Below are 14,577 nucleotides of genomic sequence, written 5' to 3'. Positions count from 1 at the left end.
CCGACCCTTAGAAACTCAACCTTGTACCAGGTAGGCTCCGAACGGAACCCGATGTCGCAGCTTCTTGCAGCTTCCGGGGGCGGGCTGATGCCCCGGCGGGCGATCGGGAAACCAGATTCGACATTTACCTGGAGGCGGCCAATGGCCGCGAGGAATATCGACCTCGTCGTATGCGAGTTCCGGCTTGACGGAGGCCACTTGCAATTTCTCTTTGTGACCTGGCCTGTCACTCTTCGGCGAGTCCGCTACCCGCTGCGCCTCATCGAGTGTGAAGGTGCTGCTCTGGCGCACAGGGTCTGGAGTGGATTGCTCAGCAACAGCAGCTTCCTCTGCTTCACGGCGCCTTTTAACTTCCTCTTCCAACCCCTCCTGAACGGCAATAAGACGCTCGTCGGCGTTGGGTGGGTAATCGGACGCCTGGGCCTTCTGCGCCGCCTGGATCAATTGGAGGTTGCGACTGCGCAACGCGGCGTTCTGACCAACCCGCATGTTGGAGCGCGCTGCCAGTGCTTGCGCCTGCTGATACTGTTTCTGCTGCAGGCGCAACACACCAAGGTAATGCAGCGTCGCGGGATTGTTCGGCTGGATATGCAGCGCACGCTCCAGCGTGGCGGCGGCCTGCTCCAACTGGCCATCAGCATACTGCTGCGAGGCGGATTCGATCAGGGTGGTGGATGCGTTGTTACTTTGCGCGGAGGCGTTTCGCTCGCCTGCGAAGGCGCAATGCGACGCGGCGGCATAGATCGCCAGGAGGAGACGCGGCAAAACACGCTTGGTCGGCATCAGGGACGGCTCGGTTGGTCGTGCGGCACTGTCAACACAGGCCTCCAGCGCTAACGGCTGGAATGGGTTCATTTGCCCTGGGATCACGGTTGAGGGCGCCTCTATCGACCTGACCTCCCCCTTGAAGTTCCCATGGGACCGGCCTGATCCACCGCAATCAGCACCATCGACCCTTGCGGTTATCGACCGAAAGCTACAAACGGCATCACCTTCCCTCAATCCCACTGGGGGCAAGCGCATGTCCCCAGGGCATCGCTCATGGCCCGAACGAACGTCAAAATAACGTTGCATTGTCGAGACTCCCCACACCCGCTTATCAGTCTGATCAGTTTTTTGACGATTCTCCGATATGCGGTCACAACTTTCACGCTCCCTCAGGTCCTAACAACGTGCTCGTCGATGGAATATTGGCATCAAAGCGGTTTTAGCCTGACACGGAGATAAGTTTATGATTTTCAACGTACAAAGTTTTGGCGCTAAAGGTGATGGCATCACAGACGACACGGCGGCGATACAAAGTGCAATTGATGCGGCCGCCGCCGCAGGCGGTGGGCAAGTCTACATGCCGACCGGAACCTATATCGTTTCCGGAGGTGAGGAACCCTCCGACGGCTGTCTGATGCTCAAGAGCAATGTCTACCTGTACGGCGATGGCATGGGCGCAACCAACGTCAAGGTAGCTGATGGCTCCGACACCAAGATCACGGGGGTCATCCGCTCCGCCTATGGCGAGGAAACCCACGACTTCGGCGTCAGCAACCTCACCATCGACGGCAATCGCGACAGCACCACGGGCAAGGTCGACGGTTGGTTCAATGGCTACATTCCCGGCGAAGAAGGCTACGACTCCAACGTCACCCTCGACAGCGTCGAGATCAAGGATTGCTCCGGGTATGGTTTCGACCCCCACGAGCAGACTGTCAACATGGTCATCAAGAACAGCGTCTCCCACGGCAACGGCCTGGACGGCTTCGTGGCTGACTTCCTCAGCGACAGCATCTTTGAAAACAACGTCGCCTACGACAATGACCGCCACGGGTTCAACGTCGTTACCAGTACCCACGACTTCACCCTCACCAACAACGTTGCCTACAACAACGGCGGTAATGGCATTGTGGTGCAGCGCGGCAGCGAAGACATCCCCTCCCCCAGCAACATCACCATCACCGGTGGCCAGGTGTACGGCAACGGCGCTGAAGGGGTGCTGATCAAAATGTCCAGCGCGGTGACCCTCAGCGGCGTAGACATTCACGACAATGCCAGCGCCGGGGTCCGTGTCTACGGCAGCAACCACGTCGAGCTCATCGACAACACGCTCAACAACAATTCCCTGGGCAACCCCGTACCGGAGATCATCATCCAGTCCTATGACGATACCCTGGGCGTGTCCGGCAAGTACTTCAACGGCAGCGACAACACCATCCAGGGCAACATCATCAGCGGCAGCGACCTGTCGACCTACGGCGTTGCAGAGCGCAATGAAGACGGCACCGATCGCAACGCCATTATTGGCAACACCATCAGTCATACCAGCAAGGGTGCCACGTTGGTCTATGGTGACGGCAGCTACGCCAGCGCCACGGTGCCGATGACCACCGTGCAAGGTACGGCTGGCAACGACACCCTGTCGGGCAGCGCCGCCAGCGAGATTTTCTACGGCGGGGCCGGCAACGACACGATCAATGGTGGGGCCGGTAGCGACACTCTAGTGGGTGGTGCAGGCATCGATAAACTCACTGGAGGTACCGGCGCCGATACGTTCCGTTTCACCGCGCAGTCCGACAGTTACCGCACCGCAACCGCAAGCTTCGATGACACCATTGTCGACTTCGACGTCACCCAGGACAAGATCGACCTCGCCGGTCTCGGTTTCACCGGCCTGGGCAATGGCCGTGGCGGCACCTTGCAGGTCAGCTACAGCGCCAGCAACGACCGCACCTATATCAAGGACTACGATGCCGACGCCAGTGGCAATCGCTTCGAGTTGATCCTCTCGGGCAACCTGACCAGCACCCTGACCGCCAGCCATTTCATCTTCAACCGGGTGGTCAACGGCACCAGCGCCAGCGACTCGCTACTGGGTAGTGATTCGGCCGACACCTTGCTTGGCCTGGCGGGCAATGACAGCCTCAGTGGCGGCGCGGGTGACGACAAGCTCGACGGCGGTGCCGGCATGGACACCCTCACCGGTGGCACCGGGGCGGACACCTTCGTGTTCTCCAATCGCCAGGACAGTTACCGCAATTACAACACCGGCGGTGTCAACCTGGGCGACCTGATCACCGATTTCGATATCGGCGCCGACAAGATCGACCTCTCGGCCATGGGTTTCACCGGCCTGGGCGATGGCAAGAACAACACCGTATACCTGGCGCTCAACAGTGCCGGCACCAAGACTTACATCAAGTCCCTGAGCGCCGACGCCAATGGCAACCGCTTCGAAGTGGCACTGGACGGCAACTACCTCGACACGCTGACCGGCGCCAATTTCGTGTTCGCCTCCTCCTCGCCGACCAATCAGGCGCCGGTGCTGGCCACGCCACTGCTGGATCAGAACGCGACCGAAAACACCTCGTTCAGCTACGTGGTGCCGGCCACCAGTTTTACCGATCCGGATAACGACAGCCTCAGTTACACCGCCAAACTGGCCAATGGCAGCGCCCTGCCCAGCTGGCTGACATTCGATGCAGCCACTCGTACGTTCAGCGGCACACCCAGCGACACCGCGTCGGGCACTTACTCCATACAGGTCATCGCGACCGACGGCAGCAATGCAACCGCCAGCGACAGCTTCACCTTGGCCGTTCAAGACGTACCCGCCACCCCCGGCGTGATCAATGGCACGCCGAACAACGACACCCTGACCGGCACCGCCGCCAACGAGCAACTGTTCGGTGGCGCCGGGAATGACACGCTGAATGGCGGCGCGGGCAACGACATCCTCGTCGGCGGCACCGGCGCAGACAAACTCACCGGCGGCACGGGTGCCGATGTGTTCCGCTACACCGCAACACTCGACAGTTACCGCACCAGCTCCACCAGCGTCAGTGACCAGATCCTCGATTTCGATGTAGCCGCCGACAAGATCGATGTCTCGGCGCTCGGTTATACCGGCCTGGGCAATGGCCTGAACGGTACGCTGCAAGTGACCTACAGCGCTTCGAGCAACCGCACCTACCTCAAGGACCTCACCGTCGATGCCAATGGCAACCGCTTCGAAGTGTCGATGGCGGGCAACCTGGTAAACAGCCTGACGGCGAGTCATTTTGTCTTCACCAACCAGAACCCCCCTGGCAATGTAGCGCCGGTGGTGGCCATCCCCCTCCTCGACCAGAACGCCACCGAAAGCGCACCGTTCAGCTACACCGTGACCAATGACAGCTTCACCGACGCCAACCAGGATGTGCTGACCTACTCCGCGACGCTTGCCGACGGCAGCGCCCTGCCCGCATGGCTGAGTTTCAACGCCACCAGCCTGACGTTCACCGGTACGCCGATCAGCACTGCGTCCGGCAATTACAACGTCCTGGTCAAGGCCAGCGATCCTTCGGGGGCGTCGGTCAGCGACAGCTTCGCCCTGGCGGTGGCCGATGCGCCTGCCAATACCATCGCCGGCACCAACAATGCCGAGACTCTCAATGGCACAGCGGGTGCAGACCTGATCCTCGGCCTCGGTGGCAATGACACAATCAAGGCCGGCACCGGCGCGGACATTGTCGACGGCGGCAGCGGACGCGATTCACTGTACGGCGGCGCCGATGCCGATACCTTCCGCTACACCAACGTGCTCGACAGCTACCGCGACTATGACACCGGAGGTGTCACGGCCACCGACACCCTGTATGACTTCACCGCGGGCGTGGACAAGATCGACGTCTCGGGCCTGGGCTTTCTCGGCCTCGGCGATGGCAGTAATGGCACCTTGTACATGACCCTTAACACGGCCGGCGACAAGACCTACATCAAGTCCGCCGAAGCGGATGCCGATGGCAATCGTTTTGAAATCGCCCTCAACGGCAACTACCTCGACACCCTGACCGCCAGTGATTTCGTGTTCGGCGAGCGCGCCCAGCAAGACATCCTCTACCTGCCGACCCTCGGCCAATCCAACGCGCGCCTGCTGCGCATGACGGAGGACGACGATCAGTCCGGCACCTCGATGCTCGTCAATGACCTGGACCGCTACACCCCCTATGACGTGCGCAGCCAGTTCACCGACGCCGATGGGAACGGCATTGACATCGCAGTGGGTGGAAGCACCGTCAACGGCCTGTCGACCCTGGGCGCCGAGGAACTCAAGTTGTGCTGGTGGCTGACCGACACCGACCAACCCGGGCCTGCACTGCTGCGCGCCGAGGCGCTGCTGCGCAACCAGCTCACCGAACTGCAATCCATCGACAACGTCACCATGGGCATTATTTGGGGCCAGGGCGAGGAAGCCGCCCAGGAAATCGGCCGCGCCACGGACAAACCAGCGGCAGCAGCGGCCTACAAGGCCGCAACCCTGAAGGTCTTTGATTACCTGCATACCCAGTTCGGAAGCTTTAGCGTTTACATGATGGAAACCGGTCACTACGAGCAGGACGCAGCGCGTGCCCGTGGTTACTCGGAAGAGAAGATAGCCTCCATCGTCGAAGGGGTCGGTCATGTCCGCGCCGTCCAGGAAGCCATCGCCGCTGAGCGCGCCGATGTCAAGCTGGCGGTGGACTACACCGACCTGCCCTTGCGCTACGAGGTCGATCCACTGGTGTATCCCGATGACGTCTGGCACCTGCACGAGGAATCGGCGGAGATCGTCGGCCAGCGCCTGGCCGACGCCATTGCCGATGACCTTGGCTTCCAGGGCAACCCCAGCGACAACAACAGCGTGCAGGACATTTTCGACAACGCTCAGAACCAGGGCGGGATGATTTCCGGTACCGACCAGGCGGATACCCTGGTGGGCAGTTCGGGCAACGACACGCTGGATGGCGACCTGGGCGCCGACACCATGACCGGTGGCGATGGCAACGACATCTATGTGGTCGATAACGCTTTCGACAGCGTGGAGGAAACCAACACCTCGACCTCGCAGATCGATACCGTACAGGCCTCGGTCAGCTGGACCCTGGGTGCCAATCTCGAGAACCTGGTGCTCACCGGCGTGTCGGACATCGACGGCACCGGCAATGAACGGCGCAACTTCATCACCGGCAATGCCGCCAATAACGTGATCGATGGTGCCGCAGGGGCCGACAGCATGAGCGGCGGCGATGGCAACGACACCTACTATGTCGACAACGCCGACGACACTGTGATCGAGACCAACAACAATGCCGCGCCTGGAGGGATCGACAGCGTGCACAGCAGCCTGGCGGGCTATGCCCTCGCCAACAACGTCGAGCATCTGTATATCGATAGCGCCGGCGTCGCCAATGGCACGGGCAACGGGCTGGACAACACGCTGTTCGCCGGCGCCGGCAACAATGTGCTGGACGGGCGCGAGGGTAATGACACCGTGTCTTTTGAGCGCGCCCTGTCCGGCGTTAACGCAAACCTCTCGACGTCAGCGCAACAAAACACCTTGGGTTCCGGGCTCGACACCTTGAAATTCTTCGAAAACCTGACGGGAAGCGCCTACGCCGACAGTCTGTCGGGCAACAGCGCCGCGAACGTTCTGAACGGTGGCGCGGGCAACGATACCCTGGTGGGCGGTTCGGGCGATGACCGGCTGATCGGCGGTGCAGGCACCGACAACCTCAGCGGCGGCACGGGCGCGGATACCTACGCGTTCGGTGCGCTGTCGGACATGGGCGTCGGGGCTTTGCGCGATGTGATCAACGGCTTCAAGAGCGCCGAAGGCGATCATCTGGATTTCACCGGCCTGGACGCCAACCCGCTGACCGCCGCTGTCGACGCCTTCGCCTTCATCGGCAGCAATGCCTTTGACCCTGCCAATGCCACCGGCCAACTGCGCTTTGCCGATGGCATTGTCTACGGCAGTGTCAATGCCGACGCCACCCCCGAGTTCGAATTCGAACTGGTGGGCGTCAAGGAGCTGCACGCCAGCGATTTCACAGCCTGAGTTAAGCCCACATCCTGTGGGAGCGGCGGTGCGGCGATCCGACTTGCCCGCGATAGCGGCGGCACATTCAACATGGATGCTGACTGACCCACCGCTATCGCGAGCAAGCTCGCTCCCACAGGGATAGGCGCCAGTCTTGAGTTTGAGCTTGGTTGCAACCCGACTTCTCAAAACAGTCTTTGCACCTGTTCCAGGACCGCGCGGTTCATCTGGCCGGTGTGGGTGTGCAGGCTCACATAGCTTTGCAGCATGTCGAGCTTGGTGTTGAGCAGGTCACGGCGGGCCTGGAACACCCGCTGTTGGGCATCAAGAATGTCCACCGTGGAACGCACTCCACCCTGGAAGCCTTTTTCCGTCGAGATCAGCGCCCGCTGATTGGAGTCCACCGCCCGCTGTATCGCCTTGCTCTTGGCAAACCCGGCCACGACGCCCAGATAATCGGCCTCGATGTCCTCGGCCAACTGTTGACGCTGCACATCGTAATCGGACTGGGCACCGGCCAGTTGCGCTTCGGCCTTCGCCACCGAGGCGCGTACCGCCCCGCCGCGATACAACGGAATATCCAGCTGAACCCCCACGTAATAAGAGTCCTGGCGCGGGTCGAGCTCCTGGTACTGAGGGCTTTCCCGGCGCGTTAGCTGGGTGGTCAGCGACAAGGTCGGGTAATGCCCGGCGCGCTGACTGTCAGCCTGCGCCTCGGCGACTTTCACTGCCGCCAGCCGGGATGCCAGATCGGGGCTGGCTTCACGGGCAATTGCCGTCCAGTACGGCAAATCCCGCTCCGGCGGTATCGGGCTTCCGGCGGGCAGTTCTTCGCGCATCGGCTGGATGTCATCGATCGGCACGCTGGCGCGCCCGGACAACGCCCGCAACGCAGCCACGCGGCGGGCCTGGGCTTCAGCCTCCTGGGCATCGACGAGATCGAGCCGGGCCTGGGCCTCATCAATATCGGTGATCGCGCCCTGGCCGCCCTGATAAAGCTTTTTGCTCTGCGTCACCAACCCATTGATGGCCATCTTTTGCTGGGCGATCAACTTGATCTCGTTCTCGGCACGGGCGACGTCGAAATAGCCTTTGGCAACGCGGTCGAACAGGGTCTGGCCGGCAACATCGAATAGCTGGGTACCCAACTCCCCCCGCGCCTTGCCCTCCTCATACGCCGCCCAGCGCTCCTTGTCATAGAGCGGTTGTTGCGCCGCCAGGGTGACGCTGTTGGCCTGGTAGTCATTACTGTTGACGTAGCTGCTGTCGTCCCCGCCATCGATACGTCCGCCGTAACCGTAGCGCGACGTCAGCGACACTTGCGGGTAGAGGCCGCCGCGGCCAATCGCCTCTTCATGGCTGGAAGCATCAAAGGCATGGGCTGCCGATTGCACGGTCGGGTCATTGAGCCGCGAGGCATCGTATGCAGCAGTCAGGTTCAAGCCTTCCTCGGCGGCCCATACGGGATTGATCGCGGCCCAGCTGGTACACAAACCCAGTAGCAAACCGCAGCGATAGCGGCAACGGTCGGTCATGCTCATTCCTCTTTGAAGGCCGCAAGCAAGCGCTCACGCAAAGGTTTCATCAGGTAATTCATCAAGGTGCGTTCCCCCGTCACCACCGTGACATCGGCGAGCATGCCGGGGCGCACCAGCAGGCCGGCGGCCTGCAGCGACGCGACGGTGTCGGCGGGAATTTCGACCTTGGCGGAAAAGTACGGCTGGTGCGTCTGTTCATCGATCAACTGGTCCGCCGACACCGTCGTCACCGTGCCGGTGACGGTCGGCGTATCCACCCGTTGCAGCGCGGTGAAATGCACATGCACCGGCAGGCCCGGGCGCAACTTATTGGCCATCAGCGGCTCGAAACGCGCGGTGATCGCCATCGGCGCATCCAGCGGCACCACCTGCATCAGGGTCTGGCCGGCCTGGGCAACGCCCCCGACCGTGTGGATGCTCACGTCCATGACCTGCCCGGACACCGGCGCCCGGATCGCACCGTTGTCGACTTCAAACTGCAAGGCACGAATCTGATCGGCATAACCTGCCGCCTCGGCAGAGACCTCGCTGAGCTGGGTTTCGGCATCGCGGCGAAACTCCTGCTGCGCCTGCAAGGCCTTGAGCCGGCTTTCGTTGATCGCCTGGCGGGTCCTGCCGACATCGCCAACCCCGGAGGCAATCTGCCCGGCCAATTGGGCGGCGTTGCGCTCGGCCTCGAAGAGTTTGTTGCGCGGAACGTAGCCTTCACTGGCCAAATCACGCAGACCTTCGAGTTCCTGCTGCTGGAAACGCATCTGCGCGTCGTAGTTGCGCTTGACGCCTTCGTAGCCGAGCAATTGCTGCTGCAATGCCGCGGCTTCGTGTTCGATGATCTGCAAGCGGCTGCCCAGCTCTGCGCGGCGAGTCAGAAACAACTGGCTCTGCAAAGCCATGGCGGCCTTGACCCGCGGCTCGTTGGCATGATCCAGCAGTTCAGCGGGCCATTGGATCTCGGCAGAACCCAGACGCTCGGCAATCAACCGCGCCTCGACGCTGCGATCGTTGAGCAACTTGCCCAGGGTCACGTCCCGTTGCGACTGCGCCTGCACCGTGTTGAACTGCACCAGCAACTGTCCCTGGGTGACGCGGTCGCCATCGCTGACCAGCAGCTTTTCCACGACCCCACCGACCAACGACTGCACCGCCTTGCGTTCGCCCGCCACCACCACGGTGCCGCTGCCCACGACTCCTTGGTCGAGCGGCGCCAGGCAGGCCCAGAGCAGGAAGCCGCCCAGGGTCAGGACCAGGAAACCCACACCATAGCGTGCCGCCGCCCCGGCGTCGGTACTGGCGCCGGGCAGCGTGGTGTCGCCGCTTACGCTCAGCCCCTGCTCGCTATACGTTTTTGCCTTGGGGGTCAGATCACGCATCTTCGCCAGCCTCTTTGACCGCGGCCGGTCTTGGCGCCGGCATCAATGCCTTGAGCACCCGATCCCGTGGACCGAATGCTTGTTGAGTGCCGTCCTTGAGCACCAGGATGTGATCGACTACCGCCAGCACGTTGGGCCGGTGGGTAATCAGCACCACGGTGCTGCCCGCGGCCTTGAGCGCACTGATGGCCTGCACCAGCGCCAGCTCTCCGGCTTCATCGAGGTTGGAGTTGGGCTCATCGAGCACGATCAGCGGCGGGCGACCGTAAAGCGCGCGGGCCAGGCCGAGGCGTTGCTTTTGGCCGCCGGACAACCCAAGCCCGCCGGGACCCAAGGGCGTGTCGTAACCCTTGGGGAACCTGAGGATCATCTCGTGGATACCAGCGAGACGCCCGGCGGCGATGATCTTGTCGGCGTCCTGCTCACCGAAGCGGGCAATGTTGTCGGCCACACTGCCGTCGAACAGCTCGATATCCTGCGGCAGGTATCCGAGGTGCGGGCCCAGGGCATCGTGGGACCAATGGCTGATCTCGGCGTCGTCCAGGCGCACCGACCCGCTCATGGCCGGCCATACCCCGACCAGCGCCCTGGCCAGTGTCGATTTACCACTGGCGCTGGGGCCGACGACGGCAAGCACCTCACCTTTGGCCAGGCTGAAATTGATGCCCCGCACGATCGGTTGCGCGGCACCGGGCGGGCCGACATACAACTGTTCCAGGCGCACGGCGCCGGTGGGCGGTGGCAAAGGCATGCGCAGGCGCTCGCGCGGATGCTGGGCAAGCAGTTGACTCAGGCGCTGGTAGCTCTGGCGGCCGGTGCTGAATTGCTTCCATGAGCCAATGGCGATTTCCACGGGCGCCAGGGCACGCCCCAGCAGCAGCGACATCGCAATCATCATGCCCGCCGACAATTGACCTTCAAGCACCAGCAACGCCCCCAGGCCCAGGGCCAAAGACTGTCCGGAGATGCGCACGAAACGGGTCATCGAAGTGATACGCGCGCCGCGGTCGCTGGCATGGGCCTGGGCGGCAATGATGCGTTGCTGCAGCAGGCTCCAACGCTGGCGCAACGGCCCGAGCATGCCCAAGGCCTGGATGACTTCGGCATTGTGTAACGTGCTGTTTACGTAGATTGAAGACTGCACGCCCAGGCGATTGGCTTCGCCCAGGCGCGTGCGAGTCGCCAACTCGCCCCACAACGCCAGGCCGATCAGCACCAGGGCCAGAACCAGCGTCAGCACACCGAACCAGGGATGGAAGATGAACGCCACCAGCAGGAAGATGGGCAACCACGGCGCATCGAGCAAGGCGATCAAGCCCTGGCCGGTAATCAACTGTCGCAGCGTCGCCAGATCGGTGAGCACCTGCGCCGGGTTGGCGTCGTGCTCGCGCAAGCTGCGGGCGAAGGCGGCGTCGAAAATCCGCTCGCCCAAGGCATCGTCCAGCCCCGCGCTCATGCGAATCATCACCTCGCCGCGTACCCACTCGATCAGGGCGCTGAACATGAACAGTCCCAAGGCGATCAAGGTGAGCATGAACAAGGTGGTTTCGTTGCGACTGGTGAGGACTCGGTCGTACACCTGCATCATGTAGAGCGACGGCACCAGCACCAGCAGGTTGATCACGCCACTGAACAGCGCCAGAGACCAGAACACCCGGCGATAGCTTAATAACGCGGCATCAATGTCATGACGCGGATCGAGAAGCAAACCCATAGAATGTCGCTCGCAAAAGGAAAAGTCGGTCCAGGACGCAATCCATCGCGAGCGTTTTGCCCAAGGAATTGGAGAAAACACTGAATGTAGGTTGAAGTGCCGCTATCAGAGACGGTCCTCGTCGCTACAGGCGCCCATTACTGACAACGACACCATGGGTTAGTGCCGGCTCCAAGGGCCGGGTTTTCATGCAGGTGACGGGCGGGAATGTGGCAGCGCCACGCTCGCTTGTCGCTCGAGCTCGCAAGTCATGGCCAAGACGATGCGGGCCTGTTGGATGTGAACCTGCACCCACTCGACAGCCCGCTTTGAAGACCACAAGACTGACGAGATGCCCTCCATCCACGGCCAGAACGTAAGCGGCTAGCTAATACGCCTATACATTACATTCACGTCAATTCACGTTCGCTGCATCAACGTCTCAAAACCCTGTCGGCAGGAGGGCTGATTATTTTCTGGGGAGCGATGCGATCATTTGATCAAAGGCCGTTACCGAATACCTTCCATCAAGGTTTTCCACGGTGGGCATTTTTGAAGGGAACCCGAATCGCACTCTGCCGGGAAGCACTTCATCCATAGCCGAGTACCAGGTCAGCAGGGCTTGTTGGAGACGCACGTGCAGCTCGAATCTACTCCGTCGGCGGGTGGTGTCTGCTTTGGCCCGTTCGCGCGCGAGCCGAGGATCTATGCGGCCAACAATGTAACAGTCAGCAAAGCCAATACGTCCTTGTGCGATCGTTTCTCTTGTGGCGTCCAACTCTATTCGCCAGTCGTGTTCGCTCGCCTCGCCGATCTGCCAAAGGCTCCAGATGTAGTGGAGCTTGAGAGGGTCACTGTCACATAACGCCCACGAAGAACTGTCCTCCATGGCCAGCGCCGTTTGCCAGCGATCCACGTTTCGCTCTGCCCAAAAAGTTGCTGCTCCGACTGGATCCTTTATCCGATCCGGCTCGTTTTCAAAACGGCCGTTTTCAGGAATGACATGTTGCTCTCCATGCTTGGCGCACCAAGTGGTTTTCCCGCTGGCGCTGATACCTTCAACAACCAAAATCATCGTTATGACTACTCCGTTAATTACGCCATCCTTGTAAGTTGGAATAACTACTCAGGCGGATCGATTTGGTCCAGCACTCGGTTTGCAGCGATCTCCGCCAACAGCACGCTGTTCGAAATTCCCAGCAGCGCATTGCGCGACCTCACGGGCCGGTTTCTTTTTGGTCGGCATACATGCACCTCTGCAACATGTTATGCCCGAACACAAAATTTATGACACTCCCTGAACGACATGAGATCCAGGCTGCTTCAGCCGCGCCAGTACGCTAGCCAAGTGCGGCATACAATGTTCGATTCAATTCATGCAAACGGAAAGACCCCACTCAATGAGTGAGGGGCGAGAGATTAGACCAGTCTGGCCACCAGAGCGACGACGACAAAGGTTGTAAGGGCGAACGCAGCGCCGATGCTGAAAGGCAACAGAAAAGCGCGGGCCGCAGTCGGTGCCGGCCTGCTCATTTCTTCCATGAACTTGCGGGTTTCGGCCGTGAATTTCCGAATTTCAATTTGTAGTTTATCGAGCTCCAGATTGTCGCGGTCGTTTTGTAGCATAAGCCATCCTTGGCAGGTTTTAGCGGGCACCCTAAGGACCGCGCTACCGCGTCGCTAACAATGCTGGAGCACGGCATTGTCAGTACGCAGCGTGGCATATAGTCCAGGTCAAATTTTCGAACCCTGTGGCGGCGTCTGGCAGGGATATTGTTCCTGTTTGATCTGGACTGCCATTGAGCCATGAAGGTTGTCGGAGCGACGGTAGTCATCCAGCGATGAAACTCACCCGGTGTCAGCTCGCATCACTGCCAATGCTCGCACAGTTTGACCAGCTCATCGACCACATATCTGACCTTCGGCCGCAGATGGGACACCTTTGGCCAGACGGCATGCACATCGACAGCTTCCGGTTCATAAGCTTGCAGAACCTCCACTAACCTGCCCGCTTCAATATCGTCCTGGAACAGGCTGCGTGGCATCTGGCACAAGCCTGTGCCGGCGACTGCGGCGAGAATCATGGCTTCCCCGTCGCCAATTTGATGAGTCGTGGGTGGCGCGTATCGTACGGTCTGCCCCGCCTGCATGACCCGCCACGACAACGGCTGGCCGCGTCGATGCCCGACAATGCAGCGGTGATGGCTCAGGTCTTCCAGGTTCTGTGGAACACCAAAGCGCTTCAGGTAGTCGGGGGCGGCACAAATGGCCCAGCGTTGTCGTGTCAGCCGCCGCGCCACCAGACCGCTGGTGTCTTGCAGTTCTCCGAAGCGGACCAGCAAATCGATGCCCTCTTCGAAGGGATCAACCAGGTGGTCGGAAAACGTCAGGTTCAGTTGCAGAGCCGGGTATTTGTTGGCGATCTCAAACAGCAATGGGGCCACGACCCGACGCCCGAATGCCACAGGAATGTCTACTCGCAAACGTCCGGAAGGCTCTCCACCGCCTGGCCCCAGTCCGCTCTCTGCAGCACCGATTTCCTCAAGGGCCGTAGAGCACGCCACAAGATAGGCCTCACCATCGGCAGTCAGGGAAATCCGGCGAGTAGTACGATGAAATAGCTGTGTGCCCAAACGTTCTTCCAGGCGCGCAATGGCTTTGCCCACGGCAGATTTCGACAGGCCGAGGCGCTCGGCTGCCTGGGTAAAACTGGTCGAGCGCGCCGCCACGACGAACGTGATGATGCCTTGAAAAGAATCGATAGGGACCATGCCGGTTTGCCGATTGTAGAGTTCTAGTCTACCCAGATTATAGTTTTAGGCCGTTTATCGCCAGCAAGTTCAACAGTACGATGAGCTTCAGCAATGTAAGGGTGCGCTATAGCACGTCAAGCACCTCTCTCCCGACTAATGCCCAGAAGGACACCATCATGCCCGTCGTACGTGTGAGCTGGTTCGAAGGTAAAGAACACGCACAAAAAGCCGCTGTTGCTGCAGACATCACCGAAAGCATCGTTAAACACACCGGTACCGATGCCAACTACATCTACGTCATTTTTGAAGACGTAGCGGCTTCGGATTGGGCGGGTGCCGGCAAACTGTTCGGCGACGCGCCCGAGAAACCCTGACCGCCATCGGCACCGAATGC

The 14,577-nt window shown here is 60.8% G+C and carries 9 protein-coding genes and 1 pseudogene; 2 read left to right on the top strand and 8 right to left on the bottom strand.

What is annotated here, in order from left to right; all coding sequences use genetic code 11:
* Positions 1–15: 15 nt before the first annotated feature.
* The gene (locus ACA067_RS14915) at positions 16–783 is read right to left on the bottom strand and encodes a tetratricopeptide repeat protein (protein ID WP_497462466.1); all 768 of its coding nucleotides are present in this window, start codon (positions 781–783) and stop codon (positions 16–18) included.
* Between the two features lie 448 nt (positions 784–1,231).
* Between ACA067_RS14915 and ACA067_RS14910 the strand changes: the two genes are divergently transcribed.
* Positions 1,232–6,847, top strand: a complete 5,616-nt coding sequence (locus ACA067_RS14910; RefSeq protein ID WP_497462465.1) for a putative Ig domain-containing protein — start codon at positions 1,232–1,234, stop codon at positions 6,845–6,847.
* Positions 6,848–7,014: 167 nt separating this feature from the next.
* Here ACA067_RS14910 and ACA067_RS14905 read toward each other — a convergent pair whose 3' ends face one another.
* From ACA067_RS14905 to ACA067_RS14875, 7 genes and pseudogenes are all read right to left on the bottom strand, one after another.
* Positions 7,015–8,364 carry a TolC family outer membrane protein gene (locus ACA067_RS14905; RefSeq protein ID WP_497462464.1) on the bottom strand — a complete coding sequence of 450 codons (1,350 nt, stop codon included), beginning with the start codon at positions 8,362–8,364 and terminating at the stop codon, positions 7,015–7,017.
* Between the two features lie 2 nt (positions 8,365–8,366).
* On the bottom strand, positions 8,367–9,737 hold the full coding sequence (locus tag ACA067_RS14900) for an HlyD family type I secretion periplasmic adaptor subunit (RefSeq protein WP_497462463.1): 1,371 nt from the start codon (positions 9,735–9,737) through the stop codon (positions 8,367–8,369).
* Positions 9,730–11,451: a type I secretion system permease/ATPase gene (locus ACA067_RS14895; RefSeq protein ID WP_497462462.1), complete on the bottom strand. Its 1,722-nt coding sequence runs from the start codon at positions 11,449–11,451 to the stop codon at positions 9,730–9,732. Before ACA067_RS14895 ends, ACA067_RS14900 begins: the two co-directional genes overlap by 8 nt.
* 448 nt (positions 11,452–11,899) lie before the next feature.
* Entirely contained in the window at positions 11,900–12,505 is a 606-nt protein-coding gene (locus tag ACA067_RS14890; RefSeq protein ID WP_497462461.1) for a hypothetical protein, read from the bottom strand.
* 47 nt (positions 12,506–12,552) lie between these two features.
* A pseudogene (locus ACA067_RS14885) lies at positions 12,553–12,645 on the bottom strand (DUF6124 family protein); the annotation flags it as partial.
* A gap of 204 nt (positions 12,646–12,849) precedes the next feature.
* Positions 12,850–13,056 carry a hypothetical protein gene (locus ACA067_RS14880; protein WP_497462460.1) on the bottom strand — a complete coding sequence of 69 codons (207 nt, stop codon included), beginning with the start codon at positions 13,054–13,056 and terminating at the stop codon, positions 12,850–12,852.
* A 242-nt stretch (positions 13,057–13,298) separates the two neighbouring features.
* Positions 13,299–14,201, bottom strand: coding sequence for a LysR family transcriptional regulator (locus ACA067_RS14875; protein WP_497462459.1), 903 nt, complete (start codon positions 14,199–14,201; stop codon positions 13,299–13,301).
* Between the two features lie 158 nt (positions 14,202–14,359).
* On the opposite strand from ACA067_RS14875, the gene ACA067_RS14870 reads away from it, so the two are divergent.
* Entirely contained in the window at positions 14,360–14,557 is a 198-nt protein-coding gene (locus ACA067_RS14870; RefSeq protein WP_020723503.1) for a tautomerase family protein, read from the top strand.
* The last annotated feature ends 20 nt before the right edge of the window (positions 14,558–14,577 follow it).

The organism is Pseudomonas sp. LBUM1674 (genome assembly GCF_059695635.1).
The sequence above is the reverse complement of the archived record's forward strand: the minus strand, read 5'-3'. Positions and strand labels throughout refer to the sequence as shown.